The 20,773-nt window shown below is 64.6% G+C and carries 17 protein-coding genes; 5 read left to right on the top strand and 12 right to left on the bottom strand.

Annotation, left to right across the window (positions count from 1 at the left end):
• Positions 1–52: 52 nt before the first annotated feature.
• Complete coding sequence (locus QM693_RS08320; protein ID WP_283351967.1) at positions 53–1,012, bottom strand: NAD-dependent epimerase/dehydratase family protein; 960 nt, start codon at positions 1,010–1,012, stop codon at positions 53–55.
• A gap of 284 nt (positions 1,013–1,296) precedes the next feature.
• Between QM693_RS08320 and QM693_RS08315 the strand changes: the two genes are divergently transcribed.
• Positions 1,297–2,760 carry an aldehyde dehydrogenase gene (locus QM693_RS08315; protein ID WP_317568824.1) on the top strand — a complete coding sequence of 488 codons (1,464 nt, stop codon included), beginning with the start codon at positions 1,297–1,299 and terminating at the stop codon, positions 2,758–2,760.
• A 78-nt stretch (positions 2,761–2,838) separates the two neighbouring features.
• Here the strand turns inward: QM693_RS08315 and QM693_RS08310 are convergent, their stop codons facing one another.
• The 9 genes from QM693_RS08310 to QM693_RS08270 form a co-directional block, all read right to left on the bottom strand.
• On the bottom strand, positions 2,839–3,828 hold the full coding sequence (locus tag QM693_RS08310) for an aldo/keto reductase (protein ID WP_283351966.1): 990 nt from the start codon (positions 3,826–3,828) through the stop codon (positions 2,839–2,841).
• Positions 3,829–3,950: 122 nt separating this feature from the next.
• A complete protein-coding gene (locus QM693_RS08305; RefSeq protein ID WP_283351965.1) occupies positions 3,951–4,766 on the bottom strand; it encodes an enoyl-CoA hydratase/isomerase family protein in 816 nt (271 codons plus the stop codon).
• Positions 4,759–6,378, bottom strand: a complete 1,620-nt coding sequence (locus QM693_RS08300; protein ID WP_283335339.1) for a class I adenylate-forming enzyme family protein — start codon at positions 6,376–6,378, stop codon at positions 4,759–4,761. The genes QM693_RS08305 and QM693_RS08300 overlap by 8 nt, the downstream gene beginning before the upstream one ends.
• A gap of 2 nt (positions 6,379–6,380) precedes the next feature.
• A complete protein-coding gene (locus QM693_RS08295; protein WP_283351964.1) occupies positions 6,381–7,160 on the bottom strand; it encodes an SDR family oxidoreductase in 780 nt (259 codons plus the stop codon).
• A 65-nt stretch (positions 7,161–7,225) separates the two neighbouring features.
• Positions 7,226–8,002 carry an SDR family NAD(P)-dependent oxidoreductase gene (locus QM693_RS08290; protein ID WP_283351963.1) on the bottom strand — a complete coding sequence of 259 codons (777 nt, stop codon included), beginning with the start codon at positions 8,000–8,002 and terminating at the stop codon, positions 7,226–7,228.
• A gap of 114 nt (positions 8,003–8,116) precedes the next feature.
• Positions 8,117–8,455: a carboxymuconolactone decarboxylase family protein gene (locus QM693_RS08285; protein WP_005242288.1), complete on the bottom strand. Its 339-nt coding sequence runs from the start codon at positions 8,453–8,455 to the stop codon at positions 8,117–8,119.
• A 32-nt stretch (positions 8,456–8,487) separates the two neighbouring features.
• Positions 8,488–9,318, bottom strand: coding sequence for an aspartate/glutamate racemase family protein (locus tag QM693_RS08280; protein ID WP_025432700.1), 831 nt, complete (start codon positions 9,316–9,318; stop codon positions 8,488–8,490).
• A complete protein-coding gene (locus QM693_RS08275) occupies positions 9,315–10,538 on the bottom strand; it encodes an acetyl-CoA C-acetyltransferase (RefSeq protein WP_283351962.1) in 1,224 nt (407 codons plus the stop codon). The genes QM693_RS08280 and QM693_RS08275 overlap by 4 nt, the downstream gene beginning before the upstream one ends.
• A 3-nt stretch (positions 10,539–10,541) precedes the next feature.
• Positions 10,542–11,285 (bottom strand): SDR family NAD(P)-dependent oxidoreductase, encoded by a 744-nt coding sequence (locus QM693_RS08270; protein WP_182624948.1) that lies wholly within the window; start codon positions 11,283–11,285, stop codon positions 10,542–10,544.
• Positions 11,286–11,389: 104 nt separating this feature from the next.
• On the opposite strand from QM693_RS08270, the gene QM693_RS08265 reads away from it, so the two are divergent.
• Positions 11,390–12,580, top strand: a complete 1,191-nt coding sequence (locus tag QM693_RS08265; protein ID WP_005242296.1) for an acyl-CoA dehydrogenase family protein — start codon at positions 11,390–11,392, stop codon at positions 12,578–12,580.
• Here the strand turns inward: QM693_RS08265 and QM693_RS08260 are convergent.
• Positions 12,577–12,786: a hypothetical protein gene (locus QM693_RS08260; RefSeq protein ID WP_283351961.1), complete on the bottom strand. Its 210-nt coding sequence runs from the start codon at positions 12,784–12,786 to the stop codon at positions 12,577–12,579. The two genes, QM693_RS08265 and QM693_RS08260, sit on opposite strands and share 4 nt — an antisense overlap.
• A 711-nt stretch (positions 12,787–13,497) precedes the next feature.
• The gene (locus tag QM693_RS08250; protein ID WP_283351960.1) at positions 13,498–14,901 is read right to left on the bottom strand and encodes an MFS transporter; all 1,404 of its coding nucleotides are present in this window, start codon (positions 14,899–14,901) and stop codon (positions 13,498–13,500) included.
• Between the two features lie 1,689 nt (positions 14,902–16,590).
• On the opposite strand from QM693_RS08250, the gene QM693_RS08245 reads away from it, so the two are divergent.
• From QM693_RS08245 to QM693_RS08235, 3 genes are read left to right on the top strand one after another with little or no spacing between them, the layout of a single operon-like run.
• Positions 16,591–17,835 (top strand): ABC transporter ATP-binding protein, encoded by a 1,245-nt coding sequence (locus tag QM693_RS08245; protein WP_283335332.1) that lies wholly within the window; start codon positions 16,591–16,593, stop codon positions 17,833–17,835.
• A complete protein-coding gene (locus tag QM693_RS08240; protein WP_182624954.1) occupies positions 17,832–19,592 on the top strand; it encodes an ABC transporter permease in 1,761 nt (586 codons plus the stop codon). The genes QM693_RS08245 and QM693_RS08240 overlap by 4 nt, the downstream gene beginning before the upstream one ends.
• Entirely contained in the window at positions 19,573–20,598 is a 1,026-nt protein-coding gene (locus QM693_RS08235; protein WP_283351959.1) for an ABC transporter substrate-binding protein, read from the top strand. Before QM693_RS08240 ends, QM693_RS08235 begins: the two co-directional genes overlap by 20 nt.
• Positions 20,599–20,773: the final 175 nt, after the last annotated feature.

Genomic DNA, 20,773 nt, shown 5'->3' with positions numbered 1-20,773 from the left:
CATTGACTCCTTAACTGTCCAATAATCCAGCTGGCCCGGCGAAGCCAGCGACTCAGTCCACAGTGATGGACGCGCCGAGGTGCCAATCAACGAAGGCCTGGAGGCCGTCTTCGATCCGGGTGCCCAGGATCGGACCGAGGTCTGCGAGCATCAAGTCCCGGGACACCTGCTGATACCGCACCAGTTCGGGCTGCCAATCGATCGTTGCCGCGTCGCCCCCGACGAGTTCGACGAGAATGCGAAACAGCTCAGTGGTGTTGATCGGCTCACCGACCACGTTGATCGCCTTCGCCCCGGAGTCGACGTCGATCGCGGCAAGAAGCGCCGCGGCCGCATCATCGACGTACACCAGATCGTGAAGCGCGTCGGGCGCCCACCGCACCACCGGGGCCCGGCCCGCGCGCACGGCGTCGATGGCATCCATCATCATCCCGCCGATCGAGTTGTCCCGGTTTACTCCGGGACCGTAGATGGTGCCGAGCCGCAGGGAGATGAACTCCGCCCCTCCGGTGTTCGCATGCGCCTCGAGATATGCCTCGACGGCCAGCTTGCTGGCTCCGTACATACCGATGCCGCTCCCCTCGGCGACCTCGTTTTCGCGATGCCGGTACGTCTGACGCTTCGCGAAGTTCCCGTAGACACTGTGCGACGAGCCGTAGACGATGCGCCGCACCCCATGGCGCTTTGCCGAATCCATCAGGCCGTAGGCGGCCGCCACGTTCACCTCGAATGCGGCCCAGGGATCGTCGAGCCCTGCCACCGCGCGAATTGCCGCTAGATGAACGATGCTTCCCGACCTGGCCACCAGAGCATCAACCGCCTCTCGATCCCGGAGGTCGATGTCGCATCGCTCCACGTCGGACAGTTCACCGAAGGTCTTGGATCGGTCGGTCCAGTGCGAATCCGCGGCCAACACGCGATAGCGGCCCGATGTACTCAGCTGCTCGACCAGCCTCGATCCGACGAATCCGGAAGCACCGGTCACCAGCACGACTTCTTTCGATCCCGTCACGCCAACCTCTTTCGATTGTTCCAACTCACCCGCCCACACCCCCGAGCCGACGAAAAGGATCGAAGACGCAGTGACATTCGACACACGATTTCAGCAGATATTTTACCAGCTGTCAACTATCTGACTTATGATATTCTGTGCACAGAGTCCTTGGCTAGCAGAAGCCCGACCGTGAGATCGACGCGCACGAGCGATCGGCCGTGGCTTACCGCCACAATGCCCATCAGGACGAGGAGGACGCCCCCGCCCCTCACCCGACGTTCCCACCCAAAGGAGATAGAGCAATGCTCATGGAACACCGACACGGGAAGTTGTTCGTCGATGGTCGATGGATTGCAGCGCGCGGCGAGCGCATCCCCGTCGTCTCCCCGGTCAGCGAAGAACTCCTCGCCGACGTGGCGTCGGCATCGCCTGCCGACGTCGATCTCGCTGTAGCCGCGGCCCGCGTGGCCTTCGACACCGGCCCGTGGCCCCGCATGTCGCTCGACGAGCGCATCGCCGTCGTACGGCGGTTTCGCGGATTGTTGATTGACCATGCCGAACAGATCGCGGAACTGATCACCACCGAGATGGGGTGCCCGATCACCCAATCCCGCACCATCCAGGCAGCGAACCCCGTGCGGGTGATCGATGCGTATCTCGACTTCATTGGTGAGTACCCGTTCCGCACCGTCCGGTCAGGACCACTCGGAAACGCATTGGTGACAAGAGAACCCGTCGGGGTGGTCGGGGCCGTCGTCCCCTGGAACGTGCCGATGGGTATCAGCGTGCAGAAGATCGTGCCGGCGATCCTCGCAGGATGCACATTCGTGCTGAAGCCGGCACCGCAGACGACGCTGGACGCGTACCTGCTGGCTGAGCTCATCGAACGGGCGGGGTTCCCCGCAGGTGTGATCAACGTCGTGCCCGCCGAACGCGAGGCATCGGAGCACCTGGTCGCGCATCGCGGGGTGGACAAGGTCACCTTCACCGGTTCAACGGACGCAGGTCGCAGAATCGCATCGCTGTGCGGCGCGAATATTCGTCGTGTGACGCTCGAGCTCGGCGGCAAGTCGGCCGCCGTGATTCTGGACGATGCCGACATGAACGCGACTGCCGAACTGCTCCGTATGGGTTCCTTCAGGAACAACGGTCAAGTCTGTACTTTGAAGACTCGCATCCTCGTCTCCGAGAAGCGGGAGAGTGAACTTCTGGATTCACTCGCTGCGATGATCGACACGATGGCAGTCGGCGACCCGCACCACGATGCGACCGAGATCGGTCCGCTGTTCAGTGAGCGCCATCGCACCACGGTCGAGAAGTACATCCGAATCGGTCAGGAGGAGGGTGGCCGAATCATCAAGGGCGGCAACCGCCCCGCCGGCCTCGAGCACGGATGGTATGTGGAACCAACGATCATTGCCGGAGTATCCAGAGGCGCGACCGTCGCACAGGAGGAGATCTTCGGGCCGGTGGTGTCCGTGATGACCTACCGCGACGAAGAGGACGCGATCGCCATCGCGAACGACTCGCAGTACGGCCTCAACGGTGCCGTCTTCTCTTCGGATCTCGAACGCGGGCTACAGGTCGCCAGCCGGTTGCGCACCGGCGTGGTCGAACTGAACGGCAGTCCGATCGGACTGCAGTCGCCGTTCGGTGGATTCAAGATGAGTGGAATCGGCCGAGAGAACGGGGTCGAAGGATTGGAGGCGTACACCGAACTGCGGTCGATCGGCCTGCCGGCGGAGTTCGCGCAATCCCTGGCCTGACCGCCACTGACGGACTACAAACGTGGAGGCCCGGAACCGAGAACTGGTTCCGGGCCTCCGACGTTACGGATGAGCTACTCACCACGCATATGCTGCCGGAGCCTCACCGCCGGGCCCCGGGAAGATCTTGTCCAACTCCGCCATCGTCTCCGCGGACAACGACACGTCCAACGCACGAGCGCTCTGGTCGAACTGTTCGACGGTCCGCGGCCCCGCAATGATCGTGGAGACGACGGGATTCGCCAGCAGCCAGGCGGTCGCGACGTCGGAGGGACGCTCACCGATCTGCCGGCAGAGTGCTTCATAGGCCTCCAGCTGGGGACGGATCCGCTCGATCCGGGCCTGCATTTCGGGGCGGCTGCGGCGACCGCTGCTGGCGTTGTCGAGCACCCCTCCGAGGAGGCCACGCCCCAATGAACTCCATGGAATCAGCCCGATCCCGTAGTTGCGCAACGCCGGAATCAACTCGAGCTCGATTGTCCGCTCGGTCAAGTTGTACAGACTCTGCTCCGAAACCAGACCGAGAAAGTGGCGGGCATTCGCGATGCATTGCGCGGTCGCGATATCCCATCCCGCGAAATTGCTGCTACCGACGTAGCTGATCTTTCCCTCCCGGACCAACTGCTCGAATGCCTGCCACACCTCTTCCCACGGCGTGGTTCGGTCGACGTGGTGCATCTGATAGACGTCGATGTGGTCGGTCTGCAGCCTGCGGAGGCTCGCCTCACACGCCCTACGGATGTGATAAGCCGAAAGCCCGCGATCGTTCGGACCGGTATCCATCGGCTGGTAGACCTTGGAAGTCAGGACGATCCTGTCCCGTCGGGAGGGGTCCTGTGCCAGCCACTTGCCGATGATTTCCTCGGAAGTGCCGAATCCCTTCTCCATGTCGGGAGTCTGCGGACCACCGTAGACATCCGCCGTGTCGACGAAGTTGATGCCCAACTCTACTGCGTGATTGAGAATCTCGAAGCTTCCCGCCTCGTCCGTGACGAATCCAAAGTTCATCGCTCCCAGACCGATTCGACTCACCTTGAGCCCAGAACGCCCCAGCCTGTTGTATTCCATTTCCCTCTCCTTAAGTCTCATTCCAGAGCCGCCCGAACCCCGATCACGATGATCCACGCACCATTCTCAGACCTGCATGATGTCGTTCCCGCCGCCCGGCCAGCCCCGTTGCGCGCACCGCTCTAATTCGCCAAGCTGTACTGCTCCATCACGTTGAGCACCAGCTTGCGCACCTCGGGCCGGGCAATCAGGGCGATATTCGCGGCCAGACTCTCCTTCAGCGCGGCGTCCAGCTCGAGCGTCGCCGCGGCACGCGCGATCCGCTTCGCGTTCGCATACGTCGCCACCGGCCCGTGCGTCATCTCGCGGGCCACCTCGGCCGCCCGGCGTGCGAGGTCCTCGGTGTCGCACACCTCGCTCACCATGCCGGCCGCCAGTGCCTGCGCGGCATCGATGAACTCGCCCGTCGCAATCATCCGGGATGCCTTCTCCAGACCGATCAGCTTCGGCAGCAGGTACGCACCGCCGGCCACCGGCACCATGCCGAGGTTGACATAGCTCTCGGCGAACCTCGCTTGGGACGCGGCCAGGCGCACATCACAGGAGAGTCCGAAGTCCAGCCCGCCGGCAGTCGCGTGGCCGTTGTATGCGGCGATCACCGGAACCGGGGTGTTCCACAGCAACCGCACCGTGCGCTGCACGGCCGGCATCCAGGTGACGGCGAGGTAGTCCATCAACCCGTCGGCACCGTCGGCGGAGTACACCGCGTACATGTCCTTGACGTCGGCGCCGGCGCAGAACACCTTGCCGGTGCCAGTAAGCACCACCGCACCGATGCCGTCGGTCTCGGCGAGGTCGGCGACCGCATCGCCCATGCGGGTCACCACGTCGGGGGTGACCGAGTTGCCCCGGTCGGGCCGGTTCAGTCGTACCGTGCCCACACCGTCCACGGTATCGATGACGATGTCATCGGTGGACTCGATCACTGCGTCAGCCACGTTCCTTCACCACTTTCGTTACGTTGCGCGGCACCACGGTAGGGTCCTCGACCCACGACCGCACCAGCCGCTTGATGTCACCGCGCGCGATCTTCGCCGCCTTCGAGGCGCGCGGGATCGGATCGGTCGAGATGTACACGTGACCCGGGCGTTTGAACCCCGCCAGGTTCTCGCGCAGCACCGCGGCCAGCTCCCCGCTCACGTCGGCCCACAGTGCGTCGATGTGCACGTACGCCGCCGGGGTCTCGCCCCATTTCGGGTCCGGCACGCCCACCACCACCGCCTCGCGGACCATCGGATGCAGTTCGAGTGCCCGCTCGATCTCCACCGGCTGGATGTTCGTGCCACCCGTGATGATGGTCTCGCTCGCACGACCGACGATGAAGATCCGGCCGTGCTCATCGAAGTGCCCGAGGTCGGAGGTCCGCCACCAGCCGTCCGGCAGGGTCCGATCGGCATGCTCCACCTCGCCGCCCAGCAGGGTCGGTGCCACGCTCGCGGTGCGGATCACCAGCTCGCCGTCGACCCCCGGCTCCGGCCGGTCCTGGACGGCACCGTCGGCGTACACGGAGAACTCGACGCCCGGCACCGGCCGGCCGATCGAGGACCACAGCGATCGGTCGCGCATCTCGGCACGGGTGAGCAGCGTGGTCGACGCCGGGGCCTCCGTCTGCCCCCAGCAGTTGATCATCGCATCGGTGTACTCGGTGAGCACCTCGAGCGCAGGCAGCGCGGCGGGCTCACCGGCGAGCATCAGGCAGCCCAGCGACGAGGTGCGAAGCCGTTCGAGGCCCGTGATCTCGGAAAGCCGCCGCAACATCGTGGGCACCGCGAACATCCAGGTGATTCCGCGATCGACGATCACGTCGAGCATCTGCTCAGGATCGAACCTGGTCATCACCACGTTGGTGCCGCCGCACAGCAGCGTCGGCAACACACTCCAACCGCCGGCGTATACCAGCGGCGCCACCTGCAGGGTGCGCGGCGATGCGCTGGGCGCACTGGTGCTCATCACCCAGGTGTTGCCGAGGATCGCCGCGCGAGCCCCGCGATGCGTGATCGGGATGCCCTTGGGCTTTCCTGTCGAGCCCGAGCTGAAGCGGATGTGATAGAGGTCGTCGGGCCCGGTGGCCGCCTGCACCGGCCCGGATGCCCCACCGGCGACCAGTTGGTCGAAGGAGGTCCACCCGTCTCGTGCGCCGATGACCACCTTGTGCACCGCGGAGCCTGCGAGCACGCCGTCGAGCACCTCGGCCGAGGACGGATCCGCAACGACCAGCCCGACGTCGGCGAGGTCCACGCACCGCCGCAGCTCGTTCGGGGCGAAACGATTGTTCAGCGGCACCTTGACCAGGCCCGCCTTGAGCAGGGCGAACTCCAGGACTACATACTCGATGTGGTTCTCGGAGACCCATGCCACCCGCCCGCCGGGCCGCAGGCCGAGACCGATGAAGGCGTTCGCGAGCCGGTTGGAGGCGGCGACTAGCTGCTCGATCGTGAGCGACCGCTGACCGGTCGCCTCCTCCACCGCGATCTCGTGGCCGGGTCGTCGCTGGACCTGGCTCATCAACTGCACCACGGTCTGAGCGACGGCCGACGATTGTGCGCTCATATTCAGTTCTGCCCGAATCCGATTGGCATGGTGGCCACCGACAGGCCACCGTCGACCACGATGGTCTGGCCATTGATCGCAACACTCTCCGGCGAGCACAGGAAGGCCATCACTTCGGCCACCTCTGACGGGGTCGCGTAGGCGCCCGAGGGGGTCTGGGTCAGCCAGTTCTTCGCGTAGTCGTCCCAGGAATCGCCGGCGTACAGCCGGAACGAATCGGTATCGATCGGGCCGGGGCACACTCCCACCGCGGTCACGCCGTCACCGGCGAGCTCCACGGCCAGGTTCCGGACAATGGACTCCATGCCCGCCTTGGCCGCGCCGAGCAGGCCGTGCAGCGGCAGCGCCCGGAAGCTGTCCCAGCCGCTCACCGCGAGCACCCGGCCCCCGTTCCGCATGTGCGGCAGCGAGATACGGACCAGATCCAGGAATCCCTGGATGGTGATGCCCATGGTCTTCTCGATGTGGTGCGCGCGGATGTCCATCAACGGTTTGAACGCGCTGGCTGCGGCGTTGGCCACTACCACGTCCAGGCGGCCGAACCGCTCGACGGCGGCGTCCACCAACTGCTGTACCGATTCGGTGTCGGAGATGTCGGCCTTGAGCGCCAACGCGGTGCCGCCGACCGCCTCGATCTCGGCGACGGTCTTCTGCGCCGACTCGTCGTCGCGACGGTAGTTGACCACGACGTTCGCGCCCTTCGCACCCAGCTTCAGGGCGAGCTGCTGGCCCATTCCGCGGGATCCGCCGGTGATCAGGACGGTCTTGCCTCGCATGTCCATGGATGCCTCTCGGTGTTGTTGTGACGAGCGCGGGTGATGCGCTTGATCGAAGGTATGGGCCGGCTCTACGAGCCCATGGTCAACCCACCGCCGACGCACAGCGTCTGGCCGGTGATGTAGCTGGCGCCGTCGCCGGCGAGGTAGGCGATCGCGTCCGCGATCTCGGACGGCTCGCCCAGGCGGCGCATCGGAACGCCCCGCAGGATGCTGTTCAGCACGGCGTCGCCGTCGCCCTGGGCATCGTCGCCGCCGGCGATGCCCTGCTCCACCAGCAGCGGCGTCGAAGTGATGCCGGGCGCGACGGCGTTGACCCGGATTCCGTAGCGGGCCCACTCGCGGGCCAGCGACTTCACCAGGCCGATCACCGCGGCCTTGGCCGCGGAGTACACCGCCTCCCCGGAGGTGCCGACGGTACCGGCCTCGGACGAGGTCAGCACGATGCTGCCGCCGCGCTCTCGCATGGCCCGCGCCGCGGCGGCCGAGAGGTAGATCGCCGACATCAGATTGACGTCGATGATCCGCTGCCAGTACTCGGGCGTCTCGTCGAGGAACTTGGTGATCGCGGTCCAACCGACGGTCGAGATCACGGTGTCGAGATGCCCGACCCGCACCACCGCCGCGGCGACCAGCCGGTCGCAGTCCTCGTGCCGGGTGGCATTCCAGGACTCGCCCAGGTCAACGATGTTCTCGTGCTCGTCGGAAAGCGCCGCCACCGCATCGGCATTCAGATCCGCGGCGACCACGCACACACCCGAGCCCGCCAACTCCAGCGCGGTGGCACGTCCGATGCCGGAACCGGCGCCGACCACCAAAGCAGTACGGGTCTCGTTGTTCTCTGCCATGAAAATGTCTCTCCTCGTCATATGGGCGGCTACGGGTTGCGGCGCGCCGGTCTCACACCCGCGGACGGTGCACACACTGCCAAATATTGAACAAGTCTAATGTCTAACAATTGCTCAACGGAGCTCGTCGTGCGCCCAGCTCAGGGCCTCCACCACCGGCACCAGGCCAAGGCTGGTGCCCAGCATCAGGATCACCGCCTGCTCGATTGCCTCGACGGGCACGCCCGCGTCCCGCGCGCGGTTGCAGTGCACGCGGAAGCCGCCCTCGTTGCGGGTCACGGCGAAACCGACCAACAGGCTGAGCTCACGCTGCCCGGGTTCCAGCGGCCCGTGGGCGTCCTGGGCCACGCGCAGCGCGCGGAACGCGTCCGCGGCGGCAGAGGAAGTCTCCCGCAGCCGATCCAGATTGGAGATGAAGCTCTCATGCTTGCTCAGGGGGTATTCGGGTTTCATTGGTGTTCTCGTCCCTTACCTCGAAATAGGGGTCAGTTGCTGGTGTCGCCTGCGGCGAGCCGCGCCAGGGCCGGCACGTGGTAGCCCTCCGCGTATTCCGCGCCGGCCTGTCGGATGGAGGCCTCGGGGGCACGGGCGTACAGCCGACGACGGCTCACGAACGAGCCGGACTGACGGTGCACTCGCACCGCCGCCTCGACCGCTGCGACCAGGGAGACGGTGCCGTCCAGCAGCGGGGCACCGTCGACCTCGCGGATGTTCACCGCGTTCAGGAACGCGGTCAACCGCCCGCCGGCGGGAATCACCACTTCGGCACCCTTGTCCAACGAGGCGCGGGCGGCGGCGGTGAACGAGTCGATCGCCTTCTGCCGGCCGTCCGGATCGGAGAAGCAGGCATCCAGCTCATGCGGCGTCAGCCCCATGCACTCGATGCTCGCCAGCCGCTCCCGCAGACCGTACTTGGCCACGTTCTCCTCGAACCGGCCGCCGAAGTAGGGGTTCACGCCGACCAGGGAGAACTGGCTGCCCATCATGCAGGAGGTGAGCATCGAGGTCTCCCCCAGCCCGAGGACCGGGATGTCGACCATGGACCGCGCCTCGCGCAGCGCGGGGTCGAGGATGTTGCCGATCGCAATCGCGTCGAAGCCGTCCTGTTGGGCCTCGATCGCGGAGTCCATGATGGACACCCAGTCGAGGACCTCGAAGAACCGGAAGCTGTCAATCCGCCCCACCCGGGTGCCGCGCAGCTCGACCTGGGTGCCTGGCGATTTCACCTGGTCGATGTACGACCTCAGGTAGGGGAAGTAGTTCGGCGAGTACTCCTCGCGGGACATGCTGAGGTAGAGGATCTTCATCTGTTTCATCCCACTCGTTCGAAGATTGCGGCGAGGCCCTGGCCTCCACCGATGCACATGGTTTCCAGCCCGTACCGCGCACCGCGGCGGTCCATCTCGCGGAGCAGGTTCGCCAGGATCCGGCCCCCGGTCGCGCCGATCGGGTGGCCGAGGGAGATGCCCGAACCGTTCACGTTGACCCGGTCCAGGTCCGCGTCGGTCAGCCCCCAACCCCGGAAACAGCCGAGGACCTGCGCGGCGAAGGCCTCGTTCAGCTCGATCAGGTCCATGTCCGACCAGGACAGCGAGGCCCGCGCCAGCGCGCGCTCTGCCGCCGGGACCGGACCGATCCCCATACGGTTCGGCTCCACGCCCGCGAGTGACCAGCTGACGAGGCGGGCGAACGGCTTCAGGCCCAGCTGCTCGGCCTTCGCCCGCGTCGTCACGATCGCCACGGCGGCGGCGTCATTCTGCCCGCTCGAGTTGCCGGCGGTCACCGTAGCCCCCGGGAGCGTGGCGGCCATCATCGGCTCGAGCCGCGCCAGCGACTCGACTGTGGTGCCCGGGCGGGGGTGCTCGTCCCGCGTCACCACCAGCGGATCACCCTTGCGCTGCGGCACCGAGACCGCAATCGTCTCGTCGTCGAACAACCCCGCCGCCATCGCGGCACCCGCCCGTTGCTGCGACCGCGCAGCCCAGGCATCCTGCTGCTCGCGCGTGATGCCGTAGTCGCGTCCGACGTTCTCCGCGGTCTCGATCATCCCGCCCTCGACCGGGTACCGCCAGCCGCCCGAGTTCCGGCGTGGCGCCGCGAGGCGGTCCAGCAGCTTCGGCTGCCCACCGGCGTTCCAGCGACCGTTCGGGATGTAGTACTCGGCCTGACTCATGCTCTCGGCCCCTCCAGCCAGGACCAGGTCAGAACCACCGGTGGCGACCTGCATGCAGGCGTACAGCACGGCCTGCAGACCCGAACCGCAGCGGCGGTCGATCTGCAGCCCCGGCACCGTGACATCGAGGCCGGCGTCCAGCGCCGCGATCCGTCCGATGGCCGCGGCCTCGCCGTTGGCGTAGCCCTGACCGAAGATGACGTCGTCGACATCCGCACCTGCCAGGCCGGTGCGCTCGGCCAGCCCGGCGATCACCGTCGAGGCCAGGGTGGTGACCGGCACGTCCTTGAAGATCCCCCCGTACCGACCGACGGGGGTGCGGACCGGTTCGCAGATGACTGTTTCTAAAGTGGTGTTCGTCATCGCCTAGACGCTCGACTCTCCGCCGTCGACGGCGATGGTTTGGCCGGTGAGGAAGTCCGGCGCGTTCAGTGCCAGGTAGGTGACGACGTTCGCCAGTTCCTCCGGTGTACCCATCCGGTACGCGGGGATCCCGCGCAGCACCTTCTTGTACGCCGCCTCGTCCGCCCGCATCTCGGCGTTGATATCCGTGGCGATGTAGCCAGGCGCCACCGCATTCATCTGGGCACCGAAGCGGGCCCACTCGGCCGCGACCGAGCGGGTGAAGTTGATGACCGCTCCCTTCGACGCGCAGTACGCCGAGAAGCCGGGGCGGCCGACCAGGCCGAACACCGAGGCGATGTTGATCGCGCGACCGGCACCCGCATCCCGGAACCGCCGCCCGGCCTCACGGCTGCTGAGGAACAGGCCACGGACGTTGGTGTTGAAGATCCGATCCCATTCCGCCTCGTCCATGTCGACCATGTTGGTCTGGGTGGCGATTCCGGCGTTGTTGACCAGCACGTCGAGCTTCCCGAAGGCCTTCTCGGTGTCATCGAAGAGGCCCGCGATGGACTCGGGATCCATGACATCGGTGGGACGGACCAGCGCGGTCCCCCCGTCTGCCTCGATCGCGTCCCGCACACCCTCGAGCGCGGATACGGTGCGGCCCGACAGGACGACCTTGGCACCTTCCTTGGCGAGCGAGCGCGCGACGCACTCCCCGATGCCGCGCCCGGCCCCTGTGACGACTACCACTGCATTAGACATGTATGTAATATGTCTGACAGCTAGCTTTCAGTCAAGCTGTCATCACAGACTTATCCAGTCACGCTGTCATCACAGACTTATCGCAGAGGAGTTCGATCGACATCATGAGACGTCTCGTGCGCACCGAGGGCCTGACCGCCGAGCAGGACGAGATCCTGGCCGTTGTCCGGCAATTCGTGGACAAGAAGATCATCCCGGTCGCCACCGAACTCGAACACGCCGACGAGTACCCGACGGAGATCGTCGAGGGCCTCAAGGAGCTCGGCATCTTCGGCCTGATGATTCCCGAGGAGTATGGCGGTCTCGGGGAGTCGCTGCTCACCTACGCCCTGGTGGTCGAGGAGATCGCCCGCGGCTGGATGAGCGTGTCCGGCGTGATCAACACACACTTCATCGTGGCCCACATGCTCAACCAGCACGGCACGGAGGAGCAGAAGCTCGAGTACCTGCCGCGCATGGCCACCGGCGAGGTGCGCGGCGCCTTCTCGATGTCGGAGCCCGGGCTCGGCTCGGACGTCTCGGCCATCACCACCAAGGCCACCAGGACCGCCGACGGCTACGAGATCACCGGCCAGAAGATGTGGCTGACCAACGGCGGATCCTCCACCCTGGTGGCAGTGCTCTGCAAGACCGACGAGGGCTCCGAGTCGGTCTACAAGAACATGACCACCTTCCTTGTGGAAAAGGAGTCCGGCTTCGGCGAGACGGCCCAGGGGGTCACCATCCCCGGCAAGATCGACAAGATGGGCTACAAGGGCATCGACACCACGGAGATGATCCTCGACAACCACCGGATCTCCGCCGACCAGGTCCTCGGGGGCACCCCCGGCAACGGCTTCTACCAGATGATGGACGGCGTCGAGGTCGGGCGCGTCAACGTGGGCGCCCGGGCCGTCGGCATCGCGAACCGCGCATTCGAGCTCGGCATCCGGTACGCGCAGCAGCGCGAGACGTTCGGAAAGCCGATCGCGCAGCATCAGGCGATCCTGTTCCGGATCGCGGAGATGGCCACCAAAGTGGAGACCGCGCACTCCATGGTGGTCCGTGCCGCCCGGCTCAAGGACGCCGGCGAGCGCATGGACGTCGAGGCGGGGATGGCGAAGATGATCGCCAGCGAGTACTGCAACGAGGTCGTTCAGGACTCGTTCCGCATCCACGGCGGCTACGGCTACTCCAAGGAGTACGAGATCGAGCGACTGTACCGCGAAGCGGCGTTCATGCTGATCGGCGAGGGCACCTCGGACATCCAGAAGATGATCATCGGCAGATCCCTGCTCAAGGACTATCGAATCTAGACCGAAATACGGCGCGCAGAAACGACAGAAAACAGGAAGCCGGCTTGATTCATCAAGCCGGCTTCACTGGTCGCTTCTACCAGGCGTAGTCCTCGGGCGCTGTCCGATACCCCGGGAATATCGTATCGAGACGTGATGACGGCATCGAGACTCAATTCAAGCGCCGCCGCAGCGTCGTCGAGATCGTGTTCGGTACGCGGCCCCACGAAGGGTGCCCGTGATCCCGTGCACACCAGCACCCACGCGAGAGCCATCCGCGCCGGCGGGACCCCCACACAACAGTTTCATACTCCTTCAGCTACCTCCGGCACCCGCGAGCTGCTCCTACGTGAATCGGGCCCCTGGACTTCGCAGCCGATTACACCCCGATGCAGCGGGCCCATGCCAGAATTCCGATGAGCACGCTGCGTCGTTGCCGGAGCGCGATCTGGCCAATGCGGTGGCCAGGTATGTTTTGCCGACGCCCACGGCGCCGAGGACCAGCCTGCAGTGGCCGGCGTCGGCGAAGCGCAACGAGACCAGATCCGACAACGCCCGTCGTAGTGCAGGTCGTCGAGTGCGTTTCAGGTGTCGATCCGCATGTTCGAATTCAACCCGGCCTTCGCCGAACGTATTGGTGCCGAACGCGATTCGCGGCGTGACACTTCGTCGGCCCAAACAGTTCCAGGAAGGCGAGGTGGCTGAGCTGGTGCTGTCGGGCCAGCGCCAGTCGCTGCGGCAGGATGTCCTTCGGTGCGCCGAGTTTGAGGGCTTTGAGATCGCGATCCATCAAAATTTCTTTTCCACATGCGATCATCGAGCACCCTCGACGGGTTTGATACCAGTGCTCCGGCCGCCATCGTGACGACCGGAGCCCGCCGTCCATGTTCGACGGCGGGCTCCTGGCTTTCACCTGCGAGGTTGTCGCTTCGTATCCGTCATGTGGCGGCTAATCGACGGTGCCGGCGCCGCTCGTACTCGTCACGCGGCACCTCCGGTGCATCCTTCCGACCCAGGTCGTCCATATGCACCCGGTAGGTCTCCCGCGTGAAGTAGGCGGCGATGGCTGCGGCTACGCCGATACCGAAAACGACCGACCCGACGATCACCGGCACATTCGCGCCGGGGGGAGCGATGACGGCGAAAACGGTCGGCATGATCGCTGTGGCCATGCCTGCGAGGTTTTGCGGGATTGCGAATCCGGTGACACGGGACCGGGTCGGGAACTGTTCCTGGAAGGAGCTCGGGAAGACTCCTTGGAACCCCTGAAAGGCCACACCGTATGCGAGGAGTCCGAACACGAACATAAGAACGACGTTATGAACACTGATGAAGTACAGATAGCCGAAACACAGGGCCGTAGAGCTGAGCATGCCGAAGATCAGACACGGCCGCCTGCCGATCTTGTCAGACAGGGCACCGGCCGCTGGGACGAGCAGCGCGGCCACCGCATTGCCAATCAGCGAGAGCCAGAGGAGGTTCGCCGGAGTGAACCCATTGCCATAAGCCTTGTTCGTCGCGAAGGTTGCGCCGAACACCAACATAACTACGGGAATGATGGTAAGCAGCATCATGATGAACACGCGCACCATGTCGGCGCCGTTGCTGCGAACGGCCTCCACAATAGGTGAGGGCGGCGTGTTGTCACCATCCCGCTCCTCGAGGAATGCCGGCGTCTCGTTCACCCTGCGTCGAATAATAAGACCAATGAGGACCACGACCGCACTCAGCAGGAACGGGATCCGCCAACCCCATGAGTGGAAGGCTTCATCCGGAAGCCACGTGGCCATCGGCAAGAATGCCGCCGCCGCGAGAATCTGGCCGACCGCGACGCCCTGCATCGTGAAGCTCGTGTAGTAGCCGCGCCTTCCGAATGGCGCGTGCTCCATGATCATCGCGCTCGCCCCGGAGATCTCCCCACCGACGGCGAAGCCTTGAACCAAGCGCAAGACGACCAAGAGGGCCGGAGCCCAGACGCCGATGGAATGGTAGGACGGAATCAGCCCGACACAGAACGTTGCAACTCCGATGATGAGCATGCAGAGAACGAGGACATTCTTCCGTCCATGCTTATCGCCCCAGTGACCGAGAACGAATCCACCTATCGGCCGCGCCACATAGCCGACGCCGTATGTGGCGAAGGACGCAACGATCGCAACCGTCGGATCCGCCCCCGGGAAGAAGAGCGTGGGAAACACCAGCGCGGCGGCTTGTGCGTAGATAAAGAAGTCGTAGTACTCGAGCACCGAGCCGACCCACCCGCTCGCGGCGGCCTTCTTCGGCGTCTTCGCATGCCCTGCCGGTTCGCCTGAGCCGAGCGGCTCAACGATCTCATCACTCAATGGACTCTCTCCTAGCAACGGCAACTCCGAGGCATGACGCTCGAAATCGACTGTGAGCTCTACCACTGTCAAGTTAGACCATCGTTGACACTGATGCAATAGTCAGCCGATTAACTGTCTGACTTATAGGGAGGACTTCTATCAGTAACGATCGGCGATCTCCACGATTCAGCCGAAGCGCCAAGGGCACTGCGGGCCGGGCGCGTTCGCAGTCCGGCCACCGGGGATTCGTTCTGCGCACCCGTCGCGGCGGTAGCGGGTCACGCCGTGCGAATCAACCAGGGCGTCTGGCTCACTGTCCGCGCGAGCGTGACATCGGGCACCCGGCCTTCCAGCACCCCGGCCAGCCACGGCATCGGTTCGAGGGCAACATCCACTACGCGGATTGTTCGGACCGAGCACGGTGGGGCATCGGCAGGCGAGGCACTCCGCGTAGATTCCGGATGATCGGGCGACGCAGCCAGCCGAGCAGGGTCGGCCGCATGAGGACATGACCCGATCGAAATCGACCCGCACGTCCCATCCATCCCCGGCGCGGGTGACCGGCAACCGAACGCGGGCACACTGCGAGCCCCGCGCCTCGATACGAATCGTGGGGCGTGCCGCCGTGGCAGCGCGTCGACTGCGACCAGTTGAGGGCGAGGTGATGTCGACCGGAGTCTTCACGAGCACTGGTTTCACCCCGTCCCGGGTGCGGATGCAGACATGTTCTGCGCGGTCAGACGGACCCGGTCGGCTTGGCCGACAGTCGATCCGGTTCGAACTGAGCATCGATCGAGGACAAGATGAAAGCCACCGGGGTGCTCCCCGTGGTAGCTCGAATCCGTCATGGCCTCCCGGACCGGTTCTTCGCCGACACCACCTCCGCGCTCTCCGTCGGCACGAAGAAGTCGGATGCCGAGGCTGTAGCTTTGGGTGCCTCACGCGCTCCCGGCACGGTTGAGCAAATAGGTCTGCGGAGGTAATCGTTTGATGGGATTGCCTCGGCCCTGAACGCCCCGTACAGTTATTGCACTGCAACACAATCCGATCGTCTCCGTGAGACGATGCGCTCCAGCTGGGATACGCGTCACCTGACCGAGGTCGAGAAGATTACGCTCGATGGGACGGTGCCCTCTTCCACCAGCCGCGAACCGCCGGGTTCCCGCGACACACTACTGGGAGGCCAAGGGCTTCGTACTGGTAGGCGTGACGAAGTCCCTCCAGATTTCAGAGCATCCACTCAAGATCGACGAATCGGCATGGCCGCAATGCCAATTAGTCGACGCTGGAGTGTTGCTGCATCGCAGCTAGCGGGCAGCCGGGGCTACATGCGGCGCGACTTCAGTGTTTGAACCGGCAGCCTTACAAGATAGGGACTCGTGTCCGCGGCCCGAATCGGCAAGCGAACCTCCGGCAAACTATCTTCTCGATCGAACTAGAGGCGCTCCTCGCCTGCGAACAGATGGTAGAGAACGTCACCCACCATGTGCGAGAACGACTCGCGCTCGTCGATGAGCTCTCGGGCGTCACGGCTCACCGACCCACCAGCCACAACCACGGATAATTGACAGCTAGTAACTTCCAAACATTTAGGCATTTTTTTTACTTTTTCTCACATATTAGACCTTTATGAAAAAGACTGCTCTTGCACTGTCTGTCAATTACGTGATTGACTGAGTGTCGTACATCACTCTGAAGGGATGCGTCATGCCATCAGCCCTCGTTGAAGCAACGCGAGAGACCAAAGACACCGCGAGATCGACGCGGGCACCCGCGTTGGTGTCCGTGCACGGTCTGACAAAGTCATTCGGACGCCCAGGCAACGAGATTCACGTCCTCCGCAACGTCGACCTCGAGGTGGCCGATGGCGAACTGCTCGTACTCCTCGGCCCCAGCGGCTGCGGAAAGACCACCCTGCTGCGCTCACTTGTGGGACTCGAGCGCCCCGATTCAGGCCGAATCCACATTGGCGGCTCCTGCGTACTCGACACTGCGCGTGGCGTGTTCGTGCAGCCGAATCGCCGCGACGTCGGCATGGTCTTTCAGAACTACGCCCTATGGCCCCACATGAAGGTTCGCAAGAACGTCGCCTACCCGCTTCAGTCGCGAGGCCATAGCGCAGCACTCAAGGGTGGGCGTGTCGAGGAAGTCCTTGACATCGTGCAATGCGGCCACCTCGCAGACCGGTACCCACCAGAGCTCAGTGGCGGCCAGCAGCAGCGCGTCTCGCTTGCGCGTGCTCTGGCTCCGCGACCCACGCTGCTGCTTCTCGACGAGCCTCTCAGCAATCTCGACGCTCTCCTGCGCGTCGAACTGCGTGCGCAACTCCGGCTTCTTCACCGCGAATTGGGCTTCACAGCCGTCCACGTCACGCACGACCAGGAGGAAGCCATCGCGCTGGGCACCCGGGTCGCCGTCATGAACGCGGGCCGAATCGAGCAGGTCGGCGATCCGATCGAGGTGTATCGCGCTCCCGCGACCGAGTACGTCGCCGACTTCCTCGGCGCCAGGAATCGACTCGAGCTTCGAGCGGAGGATGGCGGCGTTGCCCTCGCCGGACAACGACTTCCTGGTCTAGCCCGCGACGATCTCCGCGGATCCTTTGCTCTCAGACTCCGCGACGAGCACCTGTTGGTGCGGCCCACAGCAGACGACATCTCATCTCCCGCGTCGCATGCCACTACGGCCACCGCGACTGCCTGGCTCGCCGACGGCCGCATCGTCGAACTATTGCCGGGCATCGAAACCAGCGAGTGCGTCGTCGAGATCGGTGACCTCCGACTGTTCGCCCGGATCCCGACAGGGGCGATGGACCTACGACCGGGCCAGTCGGTAGAGGTCGGATTTCCGATCGACAAAGCCCGCTGCTACAGCCAGGACCATGGCCGGCTCGTTCCCGACTGGGCCGACCGGACGGATCGCACCCACCAGGTCGCCGGAGTGTCGTCATGACCACTGACGTTGCCACCCGCGATGCCACAACAGACGACGTCGTCATCGACCAGACGCCGGCACCGGGAAGAGGGGCGTCCCCGATCGCGTTCGCGCGTCGATTCAAACGTCAACTACCGTGGCTTGCCCTCACCGTCCTGGTCGGCGGTTTGGTCCTGCTGCCAGTCGTCCCGCTGCAACAAAAGGCCTTCGCCGACGGCGCGGCCGGCCTGCGCGGCGTACTCGAGCTCGACGGAGTCGGCAAGATGTTCGCCACGACGCTCGTCCTCGGCGTCGGATCCTTGATCGTCGCGTTGATCGTGGGAACTGGCCTGGCGCTGTGCATGCACGCAACATCGCCGCGAACACGAAAGTACCTGGCGTTCATGCCAGTTCTGCCGATGATCATTCCTGGCGTCGCTCATGTCGTCGGATTCGTGTTTCTCTTCTCCCCGGAGAACGGGTACGTGAACACCCTGCTGCGCGCCACACCCTTTTTCGACGGCGACGCCGGCCCGATCAACGTCTACAGCGAGTTCTGGATCATCGTCTACACCGGCATTCACCTAGCAGCGTTCGTATACCTGTTCGTGTACGCCGGCTTGCGCAACTTGGGTGGTGACTACGCCCTGGCGGCCCGTGTCAACGGCGCCGGGCCACTGCGCATCCTCCTGACCGTGACGCTTCCCCTGCTGCGACCGGTGTTCGTCTACGCCGGCGTCGTGTGCTTCCTCCTCGCACTCGGTCAGTTCACCGGCCCCCTCATCCTGGGCCGTCGTGAGGGGCTCGACGTGATCACGGTGCGCATGTTCGAGCTATCCGCGCAGTACCCGATCGACTACTCGGTCGTCGCCGCGCTCGGCACACCCCTCATGGTCCTCGCCCTCGTCATGGTGATGGTGCAACGGGGCCTGATCGGCAAACAGGACCGGTTCGTCGGAACCGTGAGCGCAGCATCGCCAGCGAGCACCAGCCGATGGGGAAACATCGGCGCCACGTTGGTGGTGCTGCTCTTCACAGTCTTGTCAGCGCTGGCGCCGCTGGTGGCACTTGCATTCGTGGCGCTCTCGCCGTTCTGGAGCGGGTCGGTTTCCTTCGATGCGCTGACGACTCAAAACTTCTCCTCGGTGTTCCAGGACAGGGTGTTCGTCGAGTCCATCTTCAACAGCACGTTCGCCTCCGTCACCGCCGTCGCAATCGTCCTCCCACTCGGCACCTTGATCGCCCTCGGGATCTATAACCGAGACCGTCTCTGGCGCCCACTGTCAGTGATCCTCGACGTCCTCGCCAACATCCCACTCACAATGCCCGGAGCACTGCTCGGCTTCGGCTTCCTCTTCGCTTACTCCAATCCGTCGATCGGGCTCTACGCCACCAAAACAGGACTCATCCTCGCCTACGTCACGATCATGGTGCCGTATGCAGTGCGCTACCAGCTCGCCACGCTCGTAGCGCTCGGCCGCACGACCGTCGAGTCTTCGAGGGTCAGCGGTGCCGGTCCCCTCCGAACGTTCATCCGCGTCATCTTGCCGCTCGGGCGCGCCGGAATGGCCTCGTCGGCGGCCATCATGTTCGTCCTCTTGATCCACGAGTTCGGCGTCTCGCTGCTCATCCGTTCCGCCGAAGTCAACGTGATGTCCGTGGCCCTGTTCGAACAATACGACGCAGGGGGCTACCCGCAAGTCGCGGTCATCGCGATTGCGATGACCGCAATCACCGCAATCGGCGTCTTCTTGGCCCTGCTGTTCGGAGGTAGCCGTGCTCTCGAGAAGCTCTGATAGGCAGAAGGACCAGAACATGAGACATCTGACCAAGTGCGTCGCCGTGTTGGCGGCCGCGCTCGCGACCACCTTGCTCGCTGCCTGCGTCCCGGCAGCCGGGTTCTTCGGCGACGGCGGGCGAACGGTCCACGTCTACAGCGTGGCGGCACCCTCGCAGAACAAAAGGCTCGAAGACGCCTTCAACGCCTCCCACCCCGATATCACCCTCGAAATCACCAGGGGTGCATCGGACTTGGTCCCCAAGGTCGACGCAGAGATCGCAACCGGTGCGGACGGCGCCGACATCTTCATCATGTCCGGCGATTCATGGTTCCTGCGTAACAAGGACAACCTGGCCCCTGTGACCGCTGATGCCGCCAAGACCTACCCGGACTGGGGAGTCGACGGCCACGCGCCGATCGTGTCCTACTCACCGTTCAGCATGATCTTGTGGAACACCGACGCCTTTCCTGACGGCTTCGAAACCTGGGACGATCTGCTCGCGCCAGAGGTCAAGAATCGGCTGGGCGTGCGAGACACGATGAGCGCTGTGCTCGCTTCCTATCTGCAGTACCTCCAGGACAAGAACGGTCCCAATTATCTGCCTGAGTTGGCGGAGCAGAATCCGAAGTTCTACCCCTCGCTCATCCCGATGGCGCAGGCTGTGGCCTCCGGCGAGATCGGCGTCGCCTACACCGCCAGCCCTGCCGTCGTGCACGACCTCGAGAGCAGAGGAGCGCCGATCGACTCTGTGCTCATCAAGGACGGCTGGGCATCTCCGTTCATTGCCGGCATCCTCAAAAAGTCTCCACGCCAGGACGATGCCCAGATCGTAATGGACTACCTTCTCTCACCTGCAGGCCAGGGGGTATTCAACGGAAGTGGCGACGCCGGCAGTCCGATCGAGGGACTCGACGGCACGATCGACACCACACAGATGCGAGTCCTGTCCGAGAAGGACACCCCTCCCAAAGTGATCGCGGAGTGGGCCGTCCGGCTGCGTGAGATCTTCAACCGCGGCTAAACCCGCGCGCCTCCCCGCCGGACGCCTCGCCACAAAGGCTCCGCTCGACCCACGATCGTCCACCGTCAGTCGCGTTCTGAGGTGGCAACTGAGATAGGTGCCGTCGAGTTCAGTCGGTAGGGGCCCCTTTGTGCGATGTAGGCATGGGGTGGGCCTGTGGACTGAAGCAGGGTGT

It is taken from the genome of Rhodococcus sp. IEGM 1305, assembly GCF_030058635.1.
In the GTDB taxonomy this organism is placed as follows: domain Bacteria; phylum Actinomycetota; class Actinomycetes; order Mycobacteriales; family Mycobacteriaceae; genus Rhodococcus_F; species Rhodococcus_F opacus_D.
The sequence above is the reverse complement of the archived record's forward strand: the minus strand, read 5'-3'. Positions and strand labels throughout refer to the sequence as shown.

Coding starts and splice junctions, on each gene's coding strand:
- QM693_RS08315 (WP_317568824.1), top strand. CDS start 1,297: ATGCTCATGGAACACCGACACGGGAAGTTGTTCGTCGATGGTCGATGG.
- QM693_RS08310 (WP_283351966.1), bottom strand. CDS start 3,828: ATGGAATACAACAGGCTGGGGCGTTCTGGGCTCAAGGTGAGTCGAATC.
- QM693_RS08245 (WP_283335332.1), top strand. CDS start 16,591: ATGCCATCAGCCCTCGTTGAAGCAACGCGAGAGACCAAAGACACCGCG.
- QM693_RS08280 (WP_025432700.1), bottom strand. CDS start 9,318: ATGAAACAGATGAAGATCCTCTACCTCAGCATGTCCCGCGAGGAGTAC.
- QM693_RS08275 (WP_283351962.1), bottom strand. CDS start 10,538: ATGACGAACACCACTTTAGAAACAGTCATCTGCGAACCGGTCCGCACC.
- QM693_RS08295 (WP_283351964.1), bottom strand. CDS start 7,160: ATGGACATGCGAGGCAAGACCGTCCTGATCACCGGCGGATCCCGCGGA.
- QM693_RS08270 (WP_182624948.1), bottom strand. CDS start 11,285: ATGTCTAATGCAGTGGTAGTCGTCACAGGGGCCGGGCGCGGCATCGGG.
- QM693_RS08265 (WP_005242296.1), top strand. CDS start 11,390: ATGAGACGTCTCGTGCGCACCGAGGGCCTGACCGCCGAGCAGGACGAG.
- QM693_RS08285 (WP_005242288.1), bottom strand. CDS start 8,455: ATGAAACCCGAATACCCCCTGAGCAAGCATGAGAGCTTCATCTCCAAT.
- QM693_RS08300 (WP_283335339.1), bottom strand. CDS start 6,378: ATGAGCGCACAATCGTCGGCCGTCGCTCAGACCGTGGTGCAGTTGATG.
- QM693_RS08290 (WP_283351963.1), bottom strand. CDS start 8,002: ATGGCAGAGAACAACGAGACCCGTACTGCTTTGGTGGTCGGCGCCGGT.
- QM693_RS08240 (WP_182624954.1), top strand. CDS start 17,832: ATGACCACTGACGTTGCCACCCGCGATGCCACAACAGACGACGTCGTC.